Origin of the sequence: Aurantiacibacter gilvus, from assembly GCF_038289935.1 — a bacterium.
Classification (GTDB): domain Bacteria; phylum Pseudomonadota; class Alphaproteobacteria; order Sphingomonadales; family Sphingomonadaceae; genus Alteraurantiacibacter; species Alteraurantiacibacter gilvus.
On sequence record NZ_JBBYHV010000001.1, the window covers coordinates 878,203 to 900,334 of the forward strand.

Annotated in this window: 24 protein-coding genes and 2 tRNA genes; 11 read left to right on the top strand and 15 right to left on the bottom strand. The window is 63.0% G+C overall.

The window, feature by feature from the left end:
- Positions 1-20 precede the first annotated feature (20 nt).
- The 4 genes from AAEO60_RS04325 to AAEO60_RS04340 all read right to left on the bottom strand — a co-directional run bounded on the left by AAEO60_RS04325 (position 21) and on the right by AAEO60_RS04340 (position 4,717).
- Complete coding sequence (locus AAEO60_RS04325; protein WP_341672414.1) at positions 21-1,535, bottom strand: tannase/feruloyl esterase family alpha/beta hydrolase; 1,515 nt, start codon at positions 1,533-1,535, stop codon at positions 21-23.
- A 14-nt stretch (positions 1,536-1,549) separates the two neighbouring features.
- Positions 1,550-2,044, bottom strand: coding sequence for a hypothetical protein (locus AAEO60_RS04330; protein WP_341672415.1), 495 nt, complete (start codon positions 2,042-2,044; stop codon positions 1,550-1,552).
- Complete coding sequence (locus AAEO60_RS04335) at positions 2,041-3,768, bottom strand: MoaF N-terminal domain-containing protein (RefSeq protein ID WP_341672416.1); 1,728 nt, start codon at positions 3,766-3,768, stop codon at positions 2,041-2,043. Before AAEO60_RS04335 ends, AAEO60_RS04330 begins: the two co-directional genes overlap by 4 nt.
- A 73-nt stretch (positions 3,769-3,841) precedes the next feature.
- Entirely contained in the window at positions 3,842-4,717 is an 876-nt protein-coding gene (locus tag AAEO60_RS04340; protein ID WP_341672417.1) for a mechanosensitive ion channel family protein, read from the bottom strand.
- Positions 4,718-4,823: 106 nt separating this feature from the next.
- Between AAEO60_RS04340 and AAEO60_RS04345 the strand changes: the two genes are divergently transcribed.
- On the top strand, positions 4,824-6,452 hold the full coding sequence (locus AAEO60_RS04345; protein WP_341672418.1) for a lysine--tRNA ligase: 1,629 nt from the start codon (positions 4,824-4,826) through the stop codon (positions 6,450-6,452).
- Between the two features lie 4 nt (positions 6,453-6,456).
- Here the strand turns inward: AAEO60_RS04345 and AAEO60_RS04350 are convergent, their stop codons facing one another.
- Entirely contained in the window at positions 6,457-7,140 is a 684-nt protein-coding gene (locus AAEO60_RS04350) for a prolyl hydroxylase family protein (protein ID WP_341672419.1), read from the bottom strand.
- Between the two features lie 67 nt (positions 7,141-7,207).
- Here AAEO60_RS04350 and AAEO60_RS04355 point away from each other — a divergent pair, with 67 nt between their 5' ends.
- Complete coding sequence (locus AAEO60_RS04355) at positions 7,208-7,768, top strand: cytochrome b (RefSeq protein ID WP_341672420.1); 561 nt, start codon at positions 7,208-7,210, stop codon at positions 7,766-7,768.
- Positions 7,769-7,855: 87 nt separating this feature from the next.
- Here the strand turns inward: AAEO60_RS04355 and AAEO60_RS04360 are convergent, their stop codons facing one another.
- Positions 7,856-8,890 carry an RcnB family protein gene (locus AAEO60_RS04360; protein WP_341672421.1) on the bottom strand — a complete coding sequence of 345 codons (1,035 nt, stop codon included), beginning with the start codon at positions 8,888-8,890 and terminating at the stop codon, positions 7,856-7,858.
- Between the two features lie 233 nt (positions 8,891-9,123).
- Between AAEO60_RS04360 and mddA the strand changes: the two genes are divergently transcribed.
- A complete protein-coding gene (mddA, locus tag AAEO60_RS04365) occupies positions 9,124-9,858 on the top strand; it encodes a methanethiol S-methyltransferase (RefSeq protein ID WP_341672422.1) in 735 nt (244 codons plus the stop codon).
- Between the two features lie 217 nt (positions 9,859-10,075).
- Here the strand turns inward: mddA and AAEO60_RS04370 are convergent, their stop codons facing one another.
- Positions 10,076-10,453: a SpoIIAA family protein gene (locus AAEO60_RS04370; protein ID WP_341672423.1), complete on the bottom strand. Its 378-nt coding sequence runs from the start codon at positions 10,451-10,453 to the stop codon at positions 10,076-10,078.
- Positions 10,454-10,621: 168 nt separating this feature from the next.
- Here AAEO60_RS04370 and AAEO60_RS04375 point away from each other — a divergent pair, with 168 nt between their 5' ends.
- Positions 10,622-11,128: a hypothetical protein gene (locus tag AAEO60_RS04375; RefSeq protein ID WP_341672424.1), complete on the top strand. Its 507-nt coding sequence runs from the start codon at positions 10,622-10,624 to the stop codon at positions 11,126-11,128.
- 5 nt (positions 11,129-11,133) lie between these two features.
- On the opposite strand, the gene AAEO60_RS04380 is transcribed toward AAEO60_RS04375, so the two are convergent.
- The 4 genes from AAEO60_RS04380 to AAEO60_RS04395 all read right to left on the bottom strand — a co-directional run bounded on the left by AAEO60_RS04380 (position 11,134) and on the right by AAEO60_RS04395 (position 13,364).
- On the bottom strand, positions 11,134-11,712 hold the full coding sequence (locus tag AAEO60_RS04380; RefSeq protein ID WP_341672425.1) for a protein-methionine-sulfoxide reductase heme-binding subunit MsrQ: 579 nt from the start codon (positions 11,710-11,712) through the stop codon (positions 11,134-11,136).
- Positions 11,713-11,776: 64 nt separating this feature from the next.
- Positions 11,777-12,133: a response regulator gene (locus AAEO60_RS04385; RefSeq protein ID WP_341672426.1), complete on the bottom strand. Its 357-nt coding sequence runs from the start codon at positions 12,131-12,133 to the stop codon at positions 11,777-11,779.
- Positions 12,134-12,142: 9 nt separating this feature from the next.
- On the bottom strand, positions 12,143-13,222 hold the full coding sequence (locus AAEO60_RS04390; protein WP_341672427.1) for a PAS domain-containing protein: 1,080 nt from the start codon (positions 13,220-13,222) through the stop codon (positions 12,143-12,145).
- Between the two features lie 19 nt (positions 13,223-13,241).
- Complete coding sequence (locus AAEO60_RS04395; RefSeq protein WP_341672428.1) at positions 13,242-13,364, bottom strand: hypothetical protein; 123 nt, start codon at positions 13,362-13,364, stop codon at positions 13,242-13,244.
- A gap of 109 nt (positions 13,365-13,473) precedes the next feature.
- Here AAEO60_RS04395 and AAEO60_RS04400 point away from each other — a divergent pair, with 109 nt between their 5' ends.
- Positions 13,474-14,097, top strand: coding sequence for a class I SAM-dependent DNA methyltransferase (locus AAEO60_RS04400; protein WP_341672429.1), 624 nt, complete (start codon positions 13,474-13,476; stop codon positions 14,095-14,097).
- Positions 14,098-14,119: 22 nt separating this feature from the next.
- Here the strand turns inward: AAEO60_RS04400 and AAEO60_RS04405 are convergent, their stop codons facing one another.
- Together AAEO60_RS04405 and AAEO60_RS04410 are read right to left on the bottom strand one after the other, a co-directional pair.
- Positions 14,120-14,386, bottom strand: coding sequence for an acylphosphatase (locus AAEO60_RS04405; protein ID WP_341672430.1), 267 nt, complete (start codon positions 14,384-14,386; stop codon positions 14,120-14,122).
- Positions 14,387-14,426: 40 nt separating this feature from the next.
- Entirely contained in the window at positions 14,427-14,864 is a 438-nt protein-coding gene (locus AAEO60_RS04410) for an FKBP-type peptidyl-prolyl cis-trans isomerase (RefSeq protein ID WP_341672431.1), read from the bottom strand.
- Positions 14,865-15,112: 248 nt separating this feature from the next.
- Between AAEO60_RS04410 and AAEO60_RS04415 the strand changes: the two genes are divergently transcribed.
- On the top strand, positions 15,113-15,904 hold the full coding sequence (locus AAEO60_RS04415; protein ID WP_341672432.1) for a DUF2971 domain-containing protein: 792 nt from the start codon (positions 15,113-15,115) through the stop codon (positions 15,902-15,904).
- Here the strand turns inward: AAEO60_RS04415 and ettA are convergent.
- Positions 15,897-17,570: an energy-dependent translational throttle protein EttA gene (gene ettA / locus AAEO60_RS04420; protein WP_341672433.1), complete on the bottom strand. Its 1,674-nt coding sequence runs from the start codon at positions 17,568-17,570 to the stop codon at positions 15,897-15,899. The genes AAEO60_RS04415 and ettA overlap by 8 nt on opposite strands.
- A gap of 115 nt (positions 17,571-17,685) precedes the next feature.
- Between ettA and AAEO60_RS04425 the strand changes: the two genes are divergently transcribed.
- The 5 genes from AAEO60_RS04425 (at position 17,686) to AAEO60_RS04445 (ending at position 21,119) form a co-directional block, all read left to right on the top strand.
- The gene (locus AAEO60_RS04425) at positions 17,686-18,063 is read left to right on the top strand and encodes a thiol-disulfide oxidoreductase DCC family protein (RefSeq protein WP_341672434.1); all 378 of its coding nucleotides are present in this window, start codon (positions 17,686-17,688) and stop codon (positions 18,061-18,063) included.
- A 59-nt stretch (positions 18,064-18,122) separates the two neighbouring features.
- Positions 18,123-19,517 (top strand): M20/M25/M40 family metallo-hydrolase, encoded by a 1,395-nt coding sequence (locus AAEO60_RS04430; protein WP_341672435.1) that lies wholly within the window; start codon positions 18,123-18,125, stop codon positions 19,515-19,517.
- 59 nt (positions 19,518-19,576) lie between these two features.
- Positions 19,577-19,653, top strand: a tRNA-Ile gene (locus AAEO60_RS04435).
- 248 nt (positions 19,654-19,901) lie between these two features.
- A tRNA-Pro gene (locus AAEO60_RS04440) sits at positions 19,902-19,978 on the top strand.
- Positions 19,979-20,039: 61 nt separating this feature from the next.
- Positions 20,040-21,119: a hypothetical protein gene (locus AAEO60_RS04445; RefSeq protein ID WP_341672436.1), complete on the top strand. Its 1,080-nt coding sequence runs from the start codon at positions 20,040-20,042 to the stop codon at positions 21,117-21,119.
- 3 nt (positions 21,120-21,122) lie between these two features.
- On the opposite strand, the gene AAEO60_RS04450 is transcribed toward AAEO60_RS04445, so the two are convergent.
- Positions 21,123-22,121, bottom strand: coding sequence for a polysaccharide deacetylase family protein (locus tag AAEO60_RS04450; RefSeq protein ID WP_341672437.1), 999 nt, complete (start codon positions 22,119-22,121; stop codon positions 21,123-21,125).
- Positions 22,122-22,132 lie beyond the last annotated feature (11 nt).

Genomic DNA, 22,132 nt, shown 5'->3' on the forward strand with positions numbered 1-22,132 from the left:
CGCCCCTTTTGCTTGCGCGATCAGGTGCGCGGCACGCAGGTCCAGTTGTCGGGATCGTTGGCGTCGCCTTCACCGTCAAAGCGCGCCACCGAAGGCCATGCACAGTGGGGACGGGTGAGCGATCCGTCGGCCTTTCCGCCGATCAGGCGGTCGGGTGCCGAACCGCTGTCCATCCAGCCTTCCATTGCGCCGATATAGTCGATCTGGTCCGCGCCAGGGCCACCGGCGCAGTGCCCCATGCCGGGAACAGTGTAGTAGCTGAACTGGGCGGACGCCTCGGGGTTCTGCGCCATCACCGCGCGGGCATAGTCTTCCGACAGGACGGGGCTGGGGCCGGCATCGCTTTCACCATGCCACAGCATCAGCCGGCCGCCGTGCCCGAAGAAAGCGGAGAGGTCGGGGCTGTCTGCCTCGTACATATCGGCAAAGTCCGAATTGCGCACCGTGAGGTAGTTGGCGTCGGTGAAATTGGTCCAGTCGACCGGACGCGCGCCGAAGATCACCGGCTGCAGGCCCATCAGGCCGCCGCCGCGCGTCGGGTCGGCATTCTGACCGCCGCCATTGGCCACGACGAAGAAAGCCCAGGATGCTTCACCGCCCCGGCGCATCGGATGCATGGCCCAAGAGCCGTCCGAAGCGCGGATGCCGTTGTAGATGGTGTTGAGGGTATCGACCTGCTGCGGGCTGAGGCAGCCCTCGCTCTCGCCGGGCGAACATTGCAGGGTGCGCGGCTGCCAGGTGCACTGGTCCGGCGCATTGATGATGCCGTCGACGAGGCCGTCGTTGCCGTCGCAGGCAGCCAGCGAGGCGTCCTGCACCATCTGCAGTTCGGCAGGAGTGAAGCCGCCGCCGGGCTGCGCGAAAGTCTGGTTGCGGAATACCGAGCTGGTCTGCACCTGCAAGGTATAGACCGGCGCACCGACGATGATGGCGTCGTAGTCGGTCGGATACCGCTGTGCTTCCATCAGGCCCATACGGCCTCCGGTGGAGCAGCCCGAATAGACCGCCGTATCGTGTTGCTGGCCGTAGAAGATTTCGGCCACGACCTTGCCGGTGTCCGTCATCGTGTGGATCGCGCGGTGGCTAAAGTCGGCCGCCTGCACCGGGTTGATCGTCCACTCGTTGCCCCAGGCCTCGGTGCTCAGGTGCCCGCCGTTGGTCTGCATGGCGGCATAGCCCTTGCGCAGGCCGTCGCTGGCCGCTTGCAGGCTGGTGTTGCCCAGCCATGCACCGCCACCGATGCCGAGCACGTCGCCGTTCCAGTTCTCGGGCAAACGATAGACCACGCCAATGTTGGAGCCATCGACCGGGTGCATGGTTGCGGTAATCTCGCAATAGGCAGGCAAGCCGTCTGCTGCGGGAATCCATTGGCCATCGACATCGCTTCCGCCAAAGTCGCTCTGCACAACACCCAGACAGGCGTCGGGACCGGCCGACATCATGGCTCCTTCGGAGTGGCCGCCGGGGGTGGTCGAATCGGTGGTACATGCACTCAGGGCAAGGGCAGCGAGGCTGGCGGTGGCAAGCAGGCGCATAGGTTTCTCCGGTATCAGGCGAGGGCGAGGCGGGTGATGGTCCAGCCATCACCGGTACGAGCGAATTCGGCTTCGATCTTGCGGCTGGCGCGCGAGGAGGCGCTGCCCTGGCCCTGGAACCGGGTCATCTTCTCCAGCGTGGAATCGCCTTCGAAATGGGTCAGCAGTTCGACTTCTGCGCGCGACTGCCATGCGGCTGTGCGGCCATCATCGGCAAAGACCAGCTGCGGGTCGCGGCTGCGATCCTCGGCGATCGAGCAAACCTGCGGATCGATCAGGATCGCGCCGGAGCTGGCGACGAATTCGCTGCAATCACCGTCGCCGTTAAAGCGGCGGACGAAGCCGGTCACCAGTCCTGCAATGGCGCGTTCGTCTTCGAGCCGCGCGAGTCTTGCAGCGCTGTCATCGGATGCCATGGCGGCAGCCGGGGCGAGGGCTACCATCGGCGTTGCCGCCAGCGCACCAAGCTTCACGAAGTTGCGACGATCGGTCTTGCTGAACTCGCTCATGCGTCTCTCTCCCATGCATCGGGACCGAAGAAGCGGTCGACGTCGATCTTGCCCGCGTGGCGCGCAGGTGCGCCCACGTTGCTGAGGCTGAGGCCCCGTTCCGCCCCCATGTGATAGCCGATCCCGGCATCGTGCATGGTGCGCATGTTGATGAGGATCGTGCCCAGCGTGCCGTTGCAGGCCTCTTCCTGCCAGCGCGCGAAGTAGAGCTGGTCGCGGATCTTCACGAAGTCGCCGCTGCCGCTCCACTGGGTGGCGAAATGGCCGCTCGGCGTGGGGATGATCCAGCTGGTGGTGTTGGGCGTCGAATAGAGGTGCATCGAGTTCAGCCCGGGCGAATATTCCCAGGTGAAGGCGCGGCCCAGCAAGTCGCGCGTGCGTTCGTGCCGCCGGGTGCCCGGATCGGGAATTCCGTCGCCCACCAGCTTGCCGAACAGCGTCTCCGCGCCCGCTTCGTTGGCGAAGTAGGGGGTGTTGAGGAAGCCGTGGAAGTTGGTCGCAAGGCCAGCATCGAAATCGGCGACGACAATGTGGCAGTCATGGTCGGGCAAGCCTTCCAGCAGGTGCCCGAAGATGAAGGCGCCGGGCATGACTTCCCAGGCGTTGTAGCGCGCTTCAGTGAAGCCGCCGCGCCCGTCCATCCGCCATTCGAGCGTTTCGGGGCCGGTCACACGGTATTCCATGCGCGAGCCGTTGTCGTAGTGCACGGCGAAGGTCTTGCCCGCCATTGCTCCGCTCTTTTCGGTGCCGTTCCCGGCCATGGGGCTGTCCCGGTCGAACACGTGGATATTGCCTGCGGCGATTACCTCGGCGACCTCTTCGGGCGTCATCTTGTCCATGGTCTCGAGCGGACGGTAGATGCGGCGTTCGCCCTTGGCGCCGTCAGGCATGGCGAGCGGGGTGGCGCTGAAATCGCCGAGCGCTTCGAACCGGGCGTTCTGGCCGAGCCATTCTGCGCTGCCATGGAACATGTAGTATTCCAGCTCGTCCGCGCCGTTGAAACCCAGTCGCAGACCGACCGATTCCAACCGGTTGGCATCCATCACGTAAAGGTGGAGCATGCCGGAGAACTCGGCCTCGACGCGGGAGAAGAGGTAGAGGTCCTCGGTCAGGAAGACGTAGTCTGCGGGGGCAGAATAGCCGCGACTGTCGCTGAGGCGGTCAAGCTCGACCCAGTGTGTGTAGGTGACTGAGCAATAGTATTCGAGCGTGCGGTTGCCGGTGTCTTCGGTCCAGGCCAGTGCGCGGCCTTCGCAGCGCAGGGTTGGGTGGTGCGGTTCGCCAGTGGGAGGCTCGTCGCCCTCGATATGGCCGTGCCAAACGGCGCGGTTGATCTCGCGGGCGCGGGGGGCCGGGCCATTGCCGAACCAGAACTCGAACAGGGTCGCCTGGTTCGTGTGACGGTCCCAGGCGAGGGCATAGCCGCTGGCCGCGCGCGGGATCAGCAGCGAGACGAGCGTCACATCGCCCAAGGCGAGCGCGTGATAGGCGGTTTCGGCACCGCCAACTTCCACCCGCTGTTCGGGGCTGAAGTGGAAATCCAGGTCCGGCCCGTCCTCGCTGCGGAAGTGCAGCACCTGGTTCGCAAGGTCTTGCGAAGCCTCCAGCGATTGCGGTCCCGACAGGGCCGGCGCATTCAGGCGGCGCGTGACCTCTTCCAGCGATAAATCCGTGTATTCATACCGGAACAGCGGAATGTCCGGATAGGCCTGGAGTTCCTCCACGTGCCTCTCTCCCCTCGCTCAACGGGAGGGAAGATGGCACACGACCGAGGCCCTGCCAATCGCTTTCGTTGACTTAGTCCGCAATCTGGTTCGACGCGACTTGTTCGATCCGCAAGGCTTCCGGGAAGTAGTTGGTCTGGATCGGGAAGGGGATGTCGATGCCTGCCGCGTCGAGGCCCTTCTTGATCGCCTTGATTGCTTCGCTCTTGGTCTGCCGCAGGTCGCGCGAGGCGGACTGGGCATACCATTGCACGAGGAAGTCGATCGAGCTGCCGCCGAATTCCTGCGCATAGACCACGATCGGGCGGTCCTTCACGATGGCGTCGACGGTTTCCATCGCTTCGAGGATTACCTTCTGCGCCAATTCGAGGTCGGTATCGTAGGCGACGCCCACGACCACGTCGTTGCGCCGTACGGTGTCATCGGTGAGGATCTGCACCGCGTTCTTGAACAGCATCGAATTGGGCATGATCGTCAGCTCGTTGGATAGCTGCCGGACATAGGTCTCGCGCAGGGTAATCCGTTCCACCTTGCCGAGTACCCCTTCGCATTCGATCAGGTCGCCGATACGCATCTTTTCGCGCAGCATGATGAGGACCCCTGCGAGGAAGTTCTCGAAGATATCCTGAAAGGCGAAACCGATGGCGAGGGCGCCGATACCGAGGCCGGCAATCAGGCCCGCAGGCGTGAAGCCGGGGATCGCAATGATCAGGGCGAGGACGAAGCCGGTCAGCCAGATGGCAAGGCGCACGAGCGTTTCCATCAACTGCTGCAGGTCTTCGCGCATGCTCGACTTGCCGGTAATCCTCTTGGCAATCCGCACGGCAAAGCGCGCGAGGATCCAGGTGAACAGCAGGACGAGCAGGGCGATGGCAAGATTTGGCAGGATCGAAACCAGGCCCTCCCACATCGATGTGACCTGGTTTTCGAGTATTGCGACGTAATCCAAGGGAACCCCCGTTGTGCTTGTTTGCTAGTCCAATGGCCTTCGGCCTCTGCGGTTCCGAAACGTTTCGCACTTGCGAAAGCGGCTGCGTTCGGCAAAAGCCCCCGCCATGTTCAGCACCGACCTCATCGAAGCCGCCCGTGTGTCCAAGGCCTGGCCCTTTCAGGAAGCCCAGCGTCTAGCGAAGCGGTACCCGGGCGGTAAACCCGGCGGAAAGCCCGTGCTGTTCGAAACCGGCTACGGCCCGTCGGGGCTGCCGCACATCGGCACTTTCCAGGAAGTTCTGCGCACGACGCTGGTCCGCAAGGCCTATGAAATCGTCGCCGCCGACGATGACGGCACGCCTGCGCCCACGCGGCTGGTCGCCTTCAGCGATGACATGGATGGCCTGCGCAAGGTGCCAGACAACGTGCCCAACAAGGACATGCTGGCCGAGCACCTGCACAAGCCGTTGAGCCGCATTCCAGACCCGTTCGAAAAGTACGAGAGCTTCGCCGCGCACAACAATGCCATGTTGCGCGAGTTCCTCGATCGCTTCGGTTTCGAGTACGAATTCATCGCTGCCTCGAGCCAGTACAACACCGGTGCGTTCGACGATGCGCTGCGCGGCGTGCTGCGCAACAACCAGGCGATCCTCGACATCATGCTGCCGACGCTGCGCGCCGAGCGCGCCGCAACCTACTCGCCGATCATGCCGATCTCGCCTGCCACCGGCCACGTGCTGCAGGTGCCGGTCGAAGTTGTCGATGCGGACGAGGGTATCGTGCGCTTCACCGACGAAGACGGCTCGGTGATCGAACAGTCTGCACTCGGCGGCATGGCCAAGCTGCAGTGGAAGGTCGACTTCGCCATGCGCTGGGTGGCGCTGGGCGTCGACTACGAGATGTACGGCAAGGACCTGACCGATACCGGCGTGCAGTCGGGCAAGATCGCCAAGGTGCTCGGCGGCCGCAAGCCGGAAGGCCTGATCTACGAGCTTTTCCTCGACGCCAACGGCGAGAAGATTTCCAAGTCCAAGGGCAATGGCCTGACGATCGAGGAATGGCTGACCTACGGCAGCGAAGAGAGCCTGGGCTTCTACATCTTCCCCAATCCCAAGAGCGCCAAGCAACTGCACGTGGGCGTGATCCCGCGCGCGGTGGACGATTACTGGCAGTTCCGCGAGCGCATCCTGGAACAGGATATCGACAAGCAACTGGGCAACCCGGTGTGGAACCTGCTGCGGGTGAAGGATTCCAGCGGCTCGCAACCGCCCATCGGTGCAGGTGACAGCCTGCCGGTGACCTATGGCCTGCTGCTCAACCTCGTCGGCGTGCTGGGCGCGACGGCGACGCACGAGCAGGTGTGGTCCTACCTCGGCAACTACATGCATGATACCGATCCGGACGATCATCCGGACTTGTTCCGGCTGGTCGAGAAAGCGCTGGCCTACAATCGCGACTTCATCGCGCCGACGCTGGTCAAGCGCGCGCCGGAGCCGAACGAGGCCGCTGCGCTCAAGGCGCTCGACGCACGATTGGCCGAAGTGGCTGCCGATACGCCTGCCGAAGACCTGCAGACCATCGTCTACGAAGTGGGCAAGGAAGAGGCTTTCGGGTTCGAGAACCTGCGCGACTGGTTCAAGGCGCTCTACGAGACCCTGCTCGGCTCCTCGCAGGGGCCACGCATGGGCAGCTTCATCGCACTCTACGGCGTGGAGAATTCGCGCAAGCTGATCGCCGAGGCGCTGGCGCGCTGAGCCGTCAGCGCCACTCGCGGGCGCGGTACCACTTGGTGAAGATGTACTTGGAACCGGCGGTGACCGGGCGGCCTGCGTGCATGGTCTTCAGATTGGTGATCCCGTCCGGGCGGGCGTTGTTCCAGATCAGCAGGACGCCGGGCTTCGGCTCCAGCGCGATGCCCAGCTCGGTGAAATCGGTCGTGCCGCCACCTTCGACCTCGTTGAGGAAGGCCATGGTCGTGAAACTGCGCTGTCCGCCGCGCGACATCTCGTAGTCCCAATAGCTGGTGCCCGGATGGAACCAGTCGTGGTGCGGCTGGAATTCCTGGCCCGGCATGTAGCGCTGACCCTGGATCGTCTCGCCGAAGCGCGGATCGATGCCGAGCAGGTCGTCCACCCGGCGGCCGATCTTCTTCACGAAGGGATCGTAGGGATCGACATCACCCGAATAGCTGGTGCGGTAGCCGCTGGAATAGTCGACGTCGAAGACCTTGCTCGGTTTGGCCGTGGCGTCGATCAGCTCGATCATCTTGGCGCACTCGGCAGGCGTCATGAAGTCGCCCACGGCGAACAGCTCCACCTCGTCGCTCGGTACCTTGTAGACGGCGGGATTGGCCGCCAGCCGCTCACGTACCTGCGCGCCCAGCTTCTTGAGCAGGGCCTGGTCGGCATTGTCCGGATACTTGCTCTTGGTCTTGGTCGTCATGCTGCCCCTGCTTTTCCATTGCTTGCGGGTGCTGGCAAGTGCAGGCTTGCACTGTCGAGGCTTTGGAGTGAGTCAATTGACCGCAAATCAGAGATATTCGGGCGTCTCTATGCTGCTGCACTGGCTGATCGCAGTGGCGGTGATCGTGAACTGGCGCCTGATCGAGGCGGCAGAACATGCCGAGGTGCGGGCCGACGCTTTCGCCTTTGTCATGAACCACAAGTCGCTTGGCATCACGATCCTGGCGTTGACCTTGCTGCGCCTTGGCTGGCGCCTCATCAATCGCCCGCCGCCGCTGCGGGCAGGCATGGCAGCATGGGAGAAGGCACTCGCCCGGACGCTGCACATCGTATTCTATGTCCTGCTGGTTGGCCTTCCCATGCTCGGCTGGCTGTCCGAATCCTTCGAGGGTGAAGGGATCGAGGTCTGGGGCATGTTCACGCTGCCAGGCCTGCCGGTAGGCGTGAATGAGCAACTGGCAGAAACGATGGGCGAGCTGCACGGCACTGGCGGCGAGATCATGATCTACCTGATCGGCCTGCACGTGCTGGGCATGCTGAAGCACATGCTGATCGACAAGGACGGCAACCTCTGGCGCATGCTGCCTTTCGGCACGCCCAAGGCCTGATCCCCGCACAGCAAAAAACCCCCCGCCCGCTAGGGGCAGGGGGTCCATCGCCGGCCACTCGCTCCGGCCATGTTGCGGGTCCTGGGGTTACCAGAAGAAGTCGTAGATCACGTCGACCACTTCGCCGGTGTAGATGTCGACCAGCAGCACGTCGTCGTAGTAGCGCACCCAGCGATAGGGGCCGTAGACCTCGGGCAGGCGGTACTGCCACGGGTCGTTGATCCAGTAGCGACTGCCGAAGAACAGGCTGTCGAGATAGAAGCCGATGTTCAGGCGGCGGTAGCTGTAGTTCCGGTAGGGCGAGTAGTAGACACCAAGGTGGAACACGTTCCGGTTGCGCTGGCGGTAATGGTTCCAGTTGTAGCGGTTGTCGCGCCGCCATGACTGGCGGTTCCACCGGCGATAGTCGCGGCGCGCATCGCGGTAGCCGTCACGGTACGAACCGTTGCGATCCCGGTAGCGACGCTGGTCGCGGTTGCGATCGTTGTAGCGGCGGTCCCGGTCGCGATACTGGCGCTGGTCACGGTTGCGATCGTTATAGCTGCGATTGCGGTCGCTGTAGCGGCGCTGGTCACGGTTGCGATCAGTATAGCCGCGGTTGCGGTTGCCGTCGCGATAGGTCCGGTTGCGGTCGCTGGCCTGCCGGTCACCGCCACGCCGGATATTGTCCGCGCGGCGGTCACCACGCCGTTCAATCCGATCCGCGCGGCGTTCCGAGCGGCGGTCGATGCGGCGGGCCTCGCGGTTGTCACCGGCACGGCGCGCGTCACGGGCAGCACGATCTCCCCGGCGCTCGACACGGTCGGCGCGGCGTTCGCTGCGATTGTCTGCTTGGCGCGCTTCTGCCGCGCGAGCCCGCGATTCAGCCAGGGCCGGCCGTTCGCGCGGGGCGCGGGTGGTGTTTTCAACGCCGCGCCTGGGGTTAGAACGGCGTGCATCGCGATCGCCACGGCGGCCTTCGCCACGGGCACGCTCGCCGCGATCGCGCTGCTGCTCTACCGACACCTCGGTACTGGCGGTATTGTCTGTGGCTGCAACAGCCGTCGCAGGCAGCAGCGGCACTGCCATGGAGGCGGCGAGCGCGGCAAGGCCGCAGGATTTCAAAAGGTCTGCGAGTTGCATTGCAACATCTCCTGTATGTTGACCAATGCCGCCCGAGTGCTGCGGCGCTTGTAAGTCAGTTGATGGGGCAATTTCTATCGAGTCACGATGAGCGTTAACTGAACCGCCTTGGCTGCCTAATGTTCAGGTTTCTGGTCTCTTTCCTGAATGTCGTCGGCAGTCTTGTTTGGCGATCCGTGCGGCGTCGTGGTAACTGTCGGGCAGGGTCGTCGCTCTTGGGGAAGGGGGCAACTGTGCCTATTCTGCGCTTCAGTTTCGCCGTGGCAGTCTACCTGCTGTTTTTCGCGACATTTCTTTATCTCATCGCTTTCGTCGGAGGGGTCTTCGTCCCCAAGACGATCGACTCGGGCACCGCGGGCGATCCATCGTTGTCGGCTATCGTCAACCTTGCATTGATCGCGCTCTTCGGGGTGCAACACTCGGTGATGGCGCGCCCGGGCTTCAAGGCCTGGATAACCTCCATCATCCATCCCGCGATCGAGCGGACAGTCTACGTCCTGATGACCTTGCTGGTCTTGTGGGCCCTGTTCTCGCTCTGGCAACCCATGCCCACGGTCGTGTGGTCCGTGGAAGCGGACTGGGCAGTCTATGCGCTCTGGGGACTGTTCCTGGTCGGCTGGACCATCGCCTTCATCAGTACGTGGTTGGTCAACCACTTCGAGCTGTTCGGCCTGCAACAGGTGTGGCTGGACTTCACAGGCAAGGACCCGGTGGCGCAGAAGTTCCGCGATCCGCTGTTCTACAAGGTTTCACGCCACCCGCTGTACCTGGGCATGCTGATCGGCATCTGGGCGACACCGACGATGACCATGGGCCATCTGCTGTTCGCAGCCGGCATGTCGATCTATGTCCTGATTGCCATCCGCTATGAGGAGCGTGACCTGACCACCTACCTTGGCGCCCAGTACACCGAGTACCGCACGCGGGTGGGAATGTTGGTACCGGGAATCGGCAAGTCGAAACATTGAGCGGGTGGCGGACTAGGCCTTCGATTCTGCCAGTTTTGGCCCTGCCAGCTTGCCCTGCAGCGCGCTCATTTCCAGGTTGGAATCGAGCAGGACGCATTCGCCCTAGGCAACGATAGTGTCCTGCGACATGGCGCTGCCCTTCGTCTGAGCCGCCATGCGGGCGCCGATGGTATGGGTGCCGGGTCGTGCGGTATGGAACTGCGCTTCCTGCCGGCCGTCAAGCAGCGACGTCCTTCAGGGCATCGGCCAGCCAGGCCTTGGCTTCCTTGATGTCGAGGAAGACTCCCAGCTTCTTTGAATGGACGATGCGCTCCGCCTGCATCTTGTTGAGCAAGGATGCCACGACGATGGCACTGGCCATGACCTTTGCGCCCGAGCCACTGCCCAGCTTGGCAAAGCGGTCTGCCACTTCCTGCGTCTGCACATGGAAATCGCGCGAATCGCTCAGGACGGCGATGCTTTTTCCACCCAGCGAATGCGCGCGCAACGCCTCGACATAGGCCTTTTCGAACTTCTCGAAATCTTCCTCGCTCCAGCGACCTTCCAGCTTCATCTCGAGGATGCGCGTTTCCGGCGAATAATGGATCGAATACATCTCATTCCCTCCCATCTCTCTTGCGAGCCGAAACCCTAGATTGTGACGATTAATTTCGGGTCACTTTCAGTCGTCCTCGCCACAGCTTGCGACCATGCGATACACTTTGGGGGTTCGCAGCGGGGCACGGGCTGGCTACATCGGCGCCTCAAACCGAGAGGAGTTTCCATGCGCAAGATCCTGATTGCTACTGCCGTTTCTGTTTCTGTCCTGGCCCTGTCCGCCTGTGGCGAGACTGCCGACATCGAGGCCGACACCACGCAAACCGAAACCACGGATGCAGCTGACGCGGGTGATACCGCCGAAGCGGTCGGCGTGCTCGATGCCAGCACCGCGACAGCCGAGGAGTTGGCCGCCGCCGGGGTGTCCGATGAACTGGCCGCCGCCATCGTCGCTGGCCAGCCTTATGACAGCGTGGTCGACCTGAACGCCGTGTTGCTGGCCAATGGTACCCCCGAAGAAGCCAGCGCCACGCTGGTAAACGTGTTCGTGCCGATCAACCTCAACACCTTCACCGACGAGGAAGTCGCGCTGGTGCCCGGCATGGACGATCGCATGGCGCACGAATTCGACGAGTACCGTCCCTACGAGGACATGGCCGAATTCGACCGCGAAATCGGCAAGTATGTCGACGAGGAAGAAGTCGCGCGCTTCCGCCAGTACGTGACGCTCTAACGGCGCTACCTTTTGGCTTTCTGGCGCGCCTGTAGCGCCACCCTAACGATCTCGATCGCGGCCAGTATCCCGATGTGGATATAGGCCGTGGTCGGATCGAAGGCCGTCAGCGCCCAGTGCGCGAAGGTCAGCACCGCCGCGGGATAGACCAGCCGGTGCAGTTTCTTCCACGCCCGCTTCAGCCGCCGCATGGACACGTCGTTGGATGTCATTGCCAGCGGCAGGAAGATGAGCAGCGCGAGCCAACCGGTTAGCAGCGGCAGGTCCGTCGCGTCGGCGATGATCTCGGCCAGCGCAGGCCGATCCCACAGGTAGATGACCGCATGCCCGGTGGCGTAGGCGAAGCTGGCAACGCCCAGGTCCCGTCGCCGCTTGAGCAGCCAATTGGTTGCCGGACGCGGGCCGAACAGCAGCCGGACAGGCGTGACGGCGAGGGTGGCGAGCAGCAGCCAAGCCGCCCAGTCGCCGCTGTCCGCGACCGCGTGGCCGTAGCCGTAAGTGTCGGGCACGAAGGCCCAGCTGCCGAGAATGTATGCGGCGGGCAGGGCCAGGATCAGCCAGATCAGGGGGCGGGGAAGTGTCATGAGGCGAATCCCCTAGCATCGCAGGACGAATTGCAAAGCGCTTGTCGCCCCGGCGCGTCCGCGGTCAGGTTTTCTCGCGCATCTGGTCGACCAGCCGGTTTGCCACCACATCGGAAGGGGAGGGCTTGGGCATGATCGGGGCACCGATGGCGCGCAGCGTCTCGCCCACGCGGTCGAGGTCGCCCGTGTGCAGGATAAACGGGATCGCGCGCGCGTGCAGCTCGGAGGCGGTGGGTTCGCAGGTCTTGCCGGCTCCCAGACTGACGTCGAGGATCGCGCCGTCTACCTCGCGGCCCTCGATCGCCGCCAGCGCCTCGTCATTGTCGATCGCGGCGAGCACCTCGAAGCCGAGATCCTCCACCGCATAGCGCAGGTCCATCGCGATCAGCGGCTCGTCTTCGAGCACGAGTATGGTCTTCATTGTGCGGGTCTACCTGTTGGCGATGGGAAGGATGATTCGGGCATGCAGGCCCTCGGGGGTCCAGTCGGTCTCGAGCACCCCGCGCGAATGCGAGAGCAGCGTTTCGGCAATGTTGAAGCCGGTGCCGGTGCGTTCCGGCGGGCCATCGATGCGGGGGCCGCCGGTCTCCCTCCAGTCGATCTCGATGGTCGTGCGACCGACCTTGTCGCGGGCGTGTTCCCAGGCAAGTTCGACCTGGCCGGTGTCGTTCGACAAGGCGCCGTACTTCGTCGCGTTGGTGGCCAGTTCGTGCAGCGTCAGGCCGATGGCCGAGATTGCGTTGGGCTCCGTGCGGATACCGTTCCCGCGGTACTTCACCCGGTTGCCTTCGGGGTCGTAGGGCGCCAGCACGGCGCGGATCGCCTGTCCCACGCCGATAGTGCCGAGCGCGGCCTCGTCCAGCGTGGGCTCATATGACCGGCCCAGTGCCTGCACGCGTTCGTTGATGCGCTTTGCCACTGCCCGTGCGTCCATCGAACGGCCGGTGATGTTGACGATGCCGCCGATCACCGAGAACACGTTCTTGAGCCGGTGCGATACCTCGCGTGCCATGGCCTTGGCGTGGTGCTCTTCGGCGCGCGACTGGTGGATATCGGTGACGTCCCATTGGCTGCCGAAAAAGTACTTCAGCGTGCCGTTCTCGTCGTAGATCGGTCCCAAGTGCAACGTGTTCCAGAACCGCGTGCCGTCCTTGCGGTAGTTGAGGATCTCGACCACCACCACGTCCTCTTCGCGGATTGCCTGGCGGATCTTCTCGACCTGTTCCTGGTCGGTATCGGCCCCTTGCAGGAAGCGGCAATTGCGCCCGACAATCTCGCTCGCCTCGTAGCCGGTCAGGTCCTGGAAGGCCTGGTTGCAGAAGACGATGGGATCGTCCGGCAGGTTCGGGTCGGTCAGCACCACCGCCATGCGCGTCTGCGCCATGGCCTGTTCGAAAAGGAGCTTGGAGGCGCCGTCGAAGGGTGCTGCGGGAGAACCATCCGACTTGTTGGCCCGGTGAGCCTGGTTGAATGGTTGCAGGTAGGTGGGATCGTGCTTGTCGTCGGCCATCGCTGGCTGTGGGTTTCCGTTACTGTGCAGTTGGATCGATAACGGCGGATAGCGGCTGCGGTTCCATCGGCTTGGCGGTCCTGTCGAGGTCTGTGGCGCGGCGGCGAAGCGGTTCGTCGGCGACGAAATGACGGATTTCCAAGGATGTAGGGACGCGAAAGCTGTCCCGGCGCGGTGGCAAAGGTTGACCCTGATGCATCCGTTACCGTAGTCGTCTGGAACCATTGGAGCAGCAGACAAAGAGGGCTCAAATGGGAAATTCCAAACTCGACAAGGTCTACACCGCATCGGGCGATGCCGAGATGCGACAGGCTTACGACAACTGGGCCGCAGAATACGACCGCGACGTCGTATCGCAGGGCTACATTACCCCGACCCGCGTTGCCGAGGCGCTGGCCAGCTTCGTGTCTCCCGGCGGGCAGCCGGTGATGGACTATGGTTGCGGCACGGGCCTGTCGGGGATCGCCTTGAAGCAAGCCGGCTTCGAGCAGATCGATGGCGTCGACCTGTCGGAGAAGATGCTGGACGTTGCCCGCGAGCGGGACATCTACCGCAACCTGCACGTCGTCGAGCCCGAGGAGTCCCTCTCCGACGGGCTAGGCAAATACGAGGCGATCGCTGCGGCGGGCGTGATCAGCAAGGGGGCGGCACCGCCGTCGCTGTACACGGAGATGCTGCACGCCATGCAGCCGAAGGCCAAGCTGGCCTTCTCGCTGAACGACCTCAGTCTTGCCGATCCCGAATATGCCGACATTGTGAAAGACAGCAAAGATGCCGGGCTGGTCGACGTATTGTTCGAGGAGCACGGACCGCACCTTGCAGAATATGGCCACAACAGCGGCTCAACGGTCTACGTGGTGGAGCGACTGGGCTGAGGGGCGGCAGGCGCTGCTTGCGCTAGCGTCGTTCGAAGTCGTCCAGTCCTTGCGGCTCCACTTCGCGCTGGTCGATCCGGTCGACCCGCGCGGCGGGCGGGCCGTCATGCATGCGCGCTATCATGGTAGCGACGGCGTCGGCGTCACCCTCCAGCAGCGCCTCGACCGTGCGGTCGGGCAGGTTTCTGACCCACCCCGCCAAGCCGAGCTGGCGCGCGGTATTCACCGTACAGTCGCGGTAGAACACGCCCTGCACGCGGCCGTGGATGATGAGGTGGCGGGCAGTCATCGGGATTATTGCCTCACAGACCGCCCGCCATTTCGGTTTATCAGGCCGCTTGCTGGATATCGCGCAGCGTCACGTCGAAGGTCACGTCTTCGCCCGCCAGCGGATGGTTGGCGTCCGCCTTGACCGTTTCTTCGCCGACCTCGACGATGTGCAGCACCATCGGCTGGCCGTCCTGGCCCTGCGCCTGCAACTGCATGCCAGGTTCGGGGGCTGGCTCGGGCGGCAGGTTGGCGCGCGGGATGTCGATCACCAATTCATCCTGGCGCGGGCCGAAAGCGCTTTCGCAGGGGATGGCCACCGATTGCTCGTCACCAACTGTCATGTCGGTCAGCGCAGCTTCGACCTGCGGGAAGATCTGGTTGGCACCAAGCTTCACCTCCTGGGGACCGGTCTGCTCGGTATTGCCGACGATGGTGCCGTCGGCCTTCTTGACGATGTAGTCGATAATTACGGTGTCACCGCTATTTGGAGTGGTCATGGAATTCCTTTGGATTTCGTGTTCGCGGCGCAGAACGCGCCGACTGGTACACGCGCCCGCGTGCCGGACGCCTTGACGTCGATGTGGGGACGGGGGCGGAGTGAGTCAAATTGAGCGAGTTGTCGGCAAAATTCCGAAGGCAAGTTTCCCAAACTTGACTAGCGGTTGGAAAAGAAGTTCAATTTCCCGTTGTGTGCTAGTTCTTTTGGAACAGATTGAAAATATTGGCTTAACTACCACCTTATCGCATGATGACGCTTTACCCATCAGACTATCCGGCTACGATATTCAAGTATCGTGCTTTGTCCGGTGAATACGGCAGAGATGCCATCGAAAATGCAGTCTTGCACCACAGGCTTTATTGGCAATCACCCTTGGCTTTTAATGATCCCCTCGACTGCAATCCTGTATACTACTTTGGGGACAACCCGAAAGAGCGGCGAGAGTATATCAAGGGAGCGGTTGGAAGGCATCTAAAAGGTGTACCGCGACACTTTCGGACCAAGAGAAGGAGAGAAATTCTCACAACTGATCCAGAGGTTTTTGCTCGTCGTCAGAAGGACAGTTGGCAAGAGTTCATGATTGAGTCTGCGGTTACGTGCTTTTCTCAAACATCAACCAACGAGCTAATGTGGGCGCACTACGCAGACAGCCATAGAGGCGTATGCCTTGAGTTTGATAACTCGGAGATCGGAGAAGGCTGGTGCCCATTTCCGGTCCGCTACTCTGAAGAACGTCCGAGGATAAACCTCACCAACATAAATGAAACAGAAACTTTCCAGCAGTCGGTACTCCTGAAGAGCGATGCTTGGGCATATGAACAGGAGTATCGGCTTATCGAATGGCGCAGGCCGCCGGGCTGGAGGGAGTTTGATGAAAGCCGGTTGAAAGCGATAATCTTAGGCGCTCGGGTCAATGAGGATGACCGCAACTTCGTACGCGACCTGGTTGCCCGCAAGACGAATATCGTGTTGCGGGAAATCCAGATTGACGAAGGTCACTTCCGTCTGAATGTCGTAGATTTGGATTCTACTACCTAGTCAGCTTTTTGTACTGCAACTTCGTAGGCCGATCCGCAGCATCACCAAGGCGCCGGCGCTTGTCCTCTTCGTAGGCTTCGAAGTTGCCCTCGAACCACTCAACGTGAGAATTACCCTCAAACGCAAGGATATGCGTGGCTAGGCGGTCGAGGAAGAAGCGGTCGTGCGAGATCACCACGGCGCAGCCGGCGAAGTTCTCGATGGCGTCTTCCAGCGCGGACAGCGTTTCCACGTCGAGGTCATTGGTCGGTTCGTCCAGCAGCAGCACGTTGCCGCCTTCTTTCAGCATCTTGGCCATGTGCACGCGGTTGCGCTCACCGCCCGACAGCTTGCCGACGTTCTTCTGCTGGTCCGGCCCCTTGAAGTTGAAGGCGCCGACATAGGCGCGGGTCGACATGTCGTGACCGTTGACCTTCATGTAGTCGAGCCCGTCGGAGATTTCCTCCCAGACGTTCTTCTTGGGGTCGAGGTGGTCACGGCTCTGGTCGACATAGCCTAGGCGCACGGTCTCGCCGATCTCGATAGTGCCGGTGTCGGGTTCTTCCTTGCCGGTGATGATCTTGAACAGCGTGGACTTGCCTGCGCCGTTGGGGCCGATCACGCCGACGATGCCGCCCGGGGGAAGCATGAAGGACAGGTCTTCGAACAACAGCTTGTCGCCGTAGGCCTTGGAGATGTTCTTGGCCTCGATCACCTTGCCGCCGAGGCGTTCAGGGACCTGGATGATGATCTGGGCCTTGCCCGGCTTGCGGTTGCCCATCTCGTCCTGCAGCTGGTCGAACTTGCGGATACGCGCCTTGGACTTGGTCTGGCGCGCGGCGGGCGTCTGCCGCATCCATTCGAGCTCGCGCTGCAGCGCCTTCTGCTTGCCGGATTCCTCGCGGCTTTCCTGCTCCAGGCGCTTGGCCTTCTTCTCGAGGTAGGTCGAGTAGTTGCCTTCGTAGGGGTAGTACGAACCGCGGTCGAGTTCGAGGATCCATTCCACCACGTTATCGAGGAAGTAGCGGTCGTGGGTGATCATCAGCACGGCGCCGGCATAATCCTTGAGGTGGTTTTCCAGCCACAGCACGCTCTCCGCGTCGAGGTGGTTGGTCGGTTCGTCCAGCAGCAGGATGTCCGGCTTCTGGATCAGCAGGCGGGTCAGCGCGACGCGGCGCTTTTCACCGCCCGACAGCGTTTCCACGCCCATGTCCGACGGCGGGCAGCGCAGGGCTTCCATGGCGATCTCGAGCTGGTTGTCGAGCGTCCAGCCGTCGACGGCGTCGATCTCGGCCTGCAGTTCGGCCATGCGGTCGCCCAGGGCTTCGAAGTCGGCGTCAGGCTCGGCCATCTGCGCCGCGATGGCGTTGTATTCGTCCACCTTGTCGGCAATGTCGCGCGCGCCGTCCTTGACGTTTTCGAGCACGGTCTTGGATGCGTCCAGCTCCGGCTCCTGCTCGAGGTAGCCGACGGTGATGTTCTCGCCCGGCCAGGCTTCGCCGGAGATATCCGTGTCGATACCGGCCATGATCTTGATCAGGGTCGACTTGCCCGCGCCGTTGGGGCCGACGATGCCGATCTTCGCCCCGCGGTAGAACTGCAGGTTGATGTTCGACAGCACCGGCTTCTGTGCGCCGGGGAAAGTCTTGGTCATGTCCTTCATGACATATGCGTACTGGGCGGCCATGGTCGTCCTTATCGGGTAAGCTGGAAAAGGTTGGAATTTGCAGGCGCAGATAGGCGAGGGGGGCCGCGCCCGCAAGGCGTGTTGCAATCGTCGTGTCCGTGCTCACATTGACACAATGCAGGATGCGGCTTCTTCAGCGACGGGGCTTACGGTCTGGTTTGACGGAGCCTGTCCGCTGTGCCGCCGCGAGATTGCTATGCTGCGGCGGCTGGATCGCCGCGCTGCGATCGACTTTGTCGACGTGAGTGAAGGCCAACCCGAAAGCTGTCCGGTGTCACGCGAGGACCTGCTCGCGCGCTTCCATGCGCGCGAAGGTGATCGCGTGCTTTCCGGCGCGGCGGCCTTTGCTGCCATGTATCGCCGCATTCCCGTTTTGCGCCCCATCGGCGAACTGGCACGCCTGCCGCTGCTCGACCGGCTGTTTGAAGGGTTTTACCGTCTCTTCCTCCGCTTCCGCCCGCATTTGCAGAAATGGGCTGGCGGCAAGGACTGAACTGGTAGGTCGACGCAACCGCTTGGCAGGGCAAGGCACATCGTTTAGCCAACCCGGCCATGAACAAGACCCTGCTCGCGCCAACGATGGCCATCGCCGCGCTTTCACTCACCATTCCTGCCAGCCTTTCCGCCCAGCGTTACGACAGCCGTTACGGGCTCGAACCCGGCGCGCATGACGAGATCGCCTGGGACTTCCTCGAAGGGATCACCACCGAAGTCGGGCCGCGCCTGGCCGGTACAGAAGACGAGGCACGCGGCCGTGCCTGGGCAATGGAATGGCTGGAGGCACGCGGCTTCCGGAATGTCGTAGACGAACCCTTCATGCACAACACCTGGGTACGCGGCGAAGAGCGCGCGCGCGTGCTCGGTGAATTTGCCCAGCCACTGGTGCTGACTGCGCTTGGATACAGTGGCGCGACGCCCGCCGCGGGAATTACTGCGGAAATCGTCCACTTTGCCTCCATGGCAGAACTGAACGCGGCTGAGCCGGAAAGCGTGGCGGGAAAGATCGTCTATCTCGGCCATTCGATGCGCGCGACGCAGGATGGATCGCATTACGGCTATTTCGGGTCGCCGCGCCGCCAGGGTCCCTCGATTGCTGCGCAGAAGGGTGCTGCCGCCGTGGTGATCCGTTCGATCGGGTCGGACAATGACCGGCTGCCGCATACCGGCGCGACCACCTGGGCGGAGGGCGTGAGCCCGATCCCGGCTGCCGCGCTCAGCAATCCCGATGCCGACAACCTCGAACGCATGCTCGAGCGCAGCGAGACGGTGACCATGGAACTGGTGCTCACTCCGCAGCACCTGGGCATGACGCAGAGCGGCAATGTCACCGGCGAAATCGTCGGGCGTGACCCGACACTGCCCCCGGTGCTGCTCGCCTGTCACCTCGACAGCTGGGACACGGGTACCGGCGCGATCGACGATGCTTCCGGCTGCGCGATTGCCGCAGCCGCCGCGCTGCGGGTGCAGGAGCAGGGCCAGCCGCTGCGCACGATCCGCGTCTTGTTCGCCGGCGCCGAGGAAACCGGCCTGTGGGGTTCCGCCGCCTATTCCGAAGCCCATGCCGATGAGGAAATCGGTGTCGGCCTGGAAAGCGATTTCGGTGCGGGCCTGATCTGGCGGTTCGAAACCAATTTCTCCCGCAGCAACCCGCTGCTGTTCGCGCAGCTGGCGGCGGCAGTAGAGGGCTACGGCGTCCTGCCGGCATCCGGCATTGTTGCCAGCGGCGGTGCCGACCTCAACATCCTGCGCGACCAGGGCGGGGCGATCATCGACCTGCAGCAGGACGGCAGCCGCTATTTCGACCTGCACCACACGGCGAATGACACGCTCGACAAGGTGAGCCCGATGGAATTGGCGCAGAACGTCGCCGTGTGGACGGCGGTGACGCAGGTGCTGGCCAACCACGATGGATCGTTTCTGGGTGCAGAACCGATCGTTGGTGAGTAAGCATGCTTGCGGGTCAATCTGCCTCGGTTTAGGGGCACGCCCGCACGAAGGTTTGGTTGGGGCCTGTAGCTCAGTTGGTTAGAGCTGGCCGCTCATAACGGCTAGGTCGCGGGTTCGAGTCCTGCCGGGCCCACCATCCTTCGTCACTATCCTGCAGGCAGTCCTCCTGATCGGGGCCGGGCAATAGGCAGCCACGAGCTCGTCATTGTCCCAGCCGCACGCTGGTCAGGTTCGCGCAGGTTGGGCCGCCATGATCGCGCGCATGCCTCTTCGAAACGCCAATTCAGTCCAGAGGAAAATACGGAGCGAAAGCCGTTCACTGCCAATCGGAACGGCTTTCGTGCTTGCGCCGATATCGTGCAATCTCTAGGGGCCTCGTCGGCTCGGGGAGTGGCGCAGCCTGGTAGCGCATCTGTTTTGGGAACAGAGGGTCGCAGGTTCGAATCCTGTCTCCCCGACCATTCTTGCCAGCATTGGCCCTTGTCCCGGATCGCGCTACTATTGCGTCCGGGAGAAGAAGCCATGCGTTACCTTGCCATTCCAATTGCCCTGCTCATCGCCGCCCCCGCGTTGGCACAGGAAGACCTGTCGCCGCGCGAGATGGCCGTCCTGGCCGGGGCGCAGGTTGCCGGGGAGAGCTGGGAAGCCCCGCGCACCTCTTGGGGTGATCCGGACTTGCGCGGTATCTGGCCGCTCGATGCCGTAGGCCGAACGCCTGTCGCCCGGCCCGAAGCCTTGGGCGAACAAGCCTATCTCACGGACGAGGAATATGCCGAGGCGCTTGCCGCTGCCGAGGCTGCGGCGGAAGGCTACGAACGCGAGGATGCCGAGGGCGAGATCGGCGCGGGGCACTGGTTCGAATGGGGACAGCCGCTGCGCCAGACCTCGCTGATCATGGAACCTGCCAACGGCCGCCATCCGGAACTTACCGAAGAAGGCGAGCGGCGCTCTGCCAACATGCTCTCCAGCTGGTCGCACGACGTGTTCGAGGGGATCGAGGATTTCAACTCGCTCGACCTGTGCATTTCGCGCGGGCTGCCGAGTTCGATGACGCCGTTCCCCTACAACAACGGCGTGCGCGTGTTCCAGTCGCCCGGGTTCGTGGTGCTGCAGCTCGAACTGGTGCACGAGACGCGCATCATCCCCATCGGCGATACGCCGCGCCTGCCGGACCAGATCCGCCCGTGGCTGGGCCAGTCGCGCGGGTTTTGGGACGGTGATTCCCTGATTATCGTGACCACCAACCTGACCGGCGAAACCCCGCTCAACATCGTCGGCCCCGGCAACAAGCCGCTGCCTACCAGCGACCAGCAGCGCATGGTGGAACGGATCACCCCGGTCGGCCCCGACACGTTGTTCTACGAGGCTTGGATCGACGATCCGGTGGTGCTGACCGAACCCTTCAAGCTGGCTTTCCCGTGGTCGCGCAATGACGACTACGAGATGTTCGAATATGCCTGCCACGAGGGCAACACCATCGTGCGCAACTACATCACCGCCACCAGTCCGCGCTTCAATCCCGATGCGGGCGAAGCCATGGGCGCGGCGGAATGGGTGGGGCGCACCGTCACCGGCACGGTCGACGAAGACGAAGAAGAATAGCCTTCAGCGCTGCACGCTTGCCATCACGTCCTTGACGCTGCTGGCCTTCACTCCGCGCTGAGCGAGGTAGGCGAATATCCGCCGCCACCAGTCGTAAAGCGCGTCGAGGTCTTGATCGTCGCGCACGTAGGGGGTGGAGCCGGGCCGCAGCGAGGGACTGTGGAAGCTGAACACCAGCATCGGCAGGCCATCGTCGAGCGCGATGTCGATCCCCCGGATAGCCTCTTCGACGCTGACGCCTTCGGGCGTCAGCGGAACGCGTTCGAGCAGGCCCAGCTTGGCCAGCACGCCGCGCATGGAGGGCGCCCGCCACAGACGTGGGTAGATCAGGTTTCCCTGCCGCCGCAGCATGCCCCAGTAGCTGGTAGTGAGCGGCAGCTCGAGCAGGGTATGTTCGTCGTTGACCCAGTAGGGATGCAGCGGATGGCCGCGATAATCCGGCCCGCCAGCGCTGGAATAGTCGAACAGGGGGCGGACCGAAGTGTCGATGGCAATGCCCTGATTCACCAGGATTTCTGCCGTGTTCTGTCCCACGCCATAGCGCCCCGCGCGGTAGATCAGCGGGGCAGTTCCGAAGCGCTTCTCGATCATGTCGCGCAGTTGGGTGAACTTGCCGCGCTCCAGCCGCCGGTGCAGGTTGCCGGAGAAGGAGTTGAACTGGTTGACCTCTTCCTCGAACGGAGGGTTCACCCAGGGATGAAGCTGGACGCCGATCTCGGCCTTTCCTGCCGCCACCGGCCCGGTGAGTATTTGCGCCGCATAGTCCGAATTGGCGATTGGCCAGTCGACGAGGTAGATCGGCACGACACCCTCGTTCTCGCAGAACTCCTGGAACTTGGCGAGGCGGGGCACGTGCTCGATGCCGTGGCTGTCGCGCGACAGCGGCTGGTTCCAGTCGAAGTCTTCCTCGGTATCGACGGTCAGCAGGAAACGCGGGGTATCATCGGCAAAGCGCGCACGAGCGCTTGCCGTTGGCGGTTCGAGCAGATTGCCCGTGGCCAAGAATTGGTCTC

Coding starts and splice junctions, on each gene's coding strand:
- AAEO60_RS04375 (WP_341672424.1), top strand. CDS start 10,622: ATGCGCAAGATCCTGATTGCTACTGCCGTTTCTGTTTCTGTCCTGGCC.
- AAEO60_RS04430 (WP_341672435.1), top strand. CDS start 18,123: ATGAACAAGACCCTGCTCGCGCCAACGATGGCCATCGCCGCGCTTTCA.
- AAEO60_RS04350 (WP_341672419.1), bottom strand. CDS start 7,140: ATGACGACCAAGACCAAGAGCAAGTATCCGGACAATGCCGACCAGGCC.
- AAEO60_RS04380 (WP_341672425.1), bottom strand. CDS start 11,712: ATGACACTTCCCCGCCCCCTGATCTGGCTGATCCTGGCCCTGCCCGCC.
- AAEO60_RS04425 (WP_341672434.1), top strand. CDS start 17,686: ATGCAGGATGCGGCTTCTTCAGCGACGGGGCTTACGGTCTGGTTTGAC.
- AAEO60_RS04400 (WP_341672429.1), top strand. CDS start 13,474: ATGGGAAATTCCAAACTCGACAAGGTCTACACCGCATCGGGCGATGCC.
- AAEO60_RS04325 (WP_341672414.1), bottom strand. CDS start 1,535: ATGCGCCTGCTTGCCACCGCCAGCCTCGCTGCCCTTGCCCTGAGTGCA.
- AAEO60_RS04445 (WP_341672436.1), top strand. CDS start 20,040: ATGCGTTACCTTGCCATTCCAATTGCCCTGCTCATCGCCGCCCCCGCG.
- AAEO60_RS04370 (WP_341672423.1), bottom strand. CDS start 10,453: ATGTATTCGATCCATTATTCGCCGGAAACGCGCATCCTCGAGATGAAG.
- AAEO60_RS04345 (WP_341672418.1), top strand. CDS start 4,824: ATGTTCAGCACCGACCTCATCGAAGCCGCCCGTGTGTCCAAGGCCTGG.
- AAEO60_RS04410 (WP_341672431.1), bottom strand. CDS start 14,864: ATGACCACTCCAAATAGCGGTGACACCGTAATTATCGACTACATCGTC.
- AAEO60_RS04405 (WP_341672430.1), bottom strand. CDS start 14,386: ATGACTGCCCGCCACCTCATCATCCACGGCCGCGTGCAGGGCGTGTTC.
- AAEO60_RS04330 (WP_341672415.1), bottom strand. CDS start 2,044: ATGAGCGAGTTCAGCAAGACCGATCGTCGCAACTTCGTGAAGCTTGGT.
- ettA (WP_341672433.1), bottom strand. CDS start 17,570: ATGGCCGCCCAGTACGCATATGTCATGAAGGACATGACCAAGACTTTC.
- AAEO60_RS04415 (WP_341672432.1), top strand. CDS start 15,113: ATGATGACGCTTTACCCATCAGACTATCCGGCTACGATATTCAAGTAT.
- AAEO60_RS04385 (WP_341672426.1), bottom strand. CDS start 12,133: ATGAAGACCATACTCGTGCTCGAAGACGAGCCGCTGATCGCGATGGAC.
- AAEO60_RS04360 (WP_341672421.1), bottom strand. CDS start 8,890: ATGCAACTCGCAGACCTTTTGAAATCCTGCGGCCTTGCCGCGCTCGCC.
- AAEO60_RS04390 (WP_341672427.1), bottom strand. CDS start 13,222: ATGGCCGACGACAAGCACGATCCCACCTACCTGCAACCATTCAACCAG.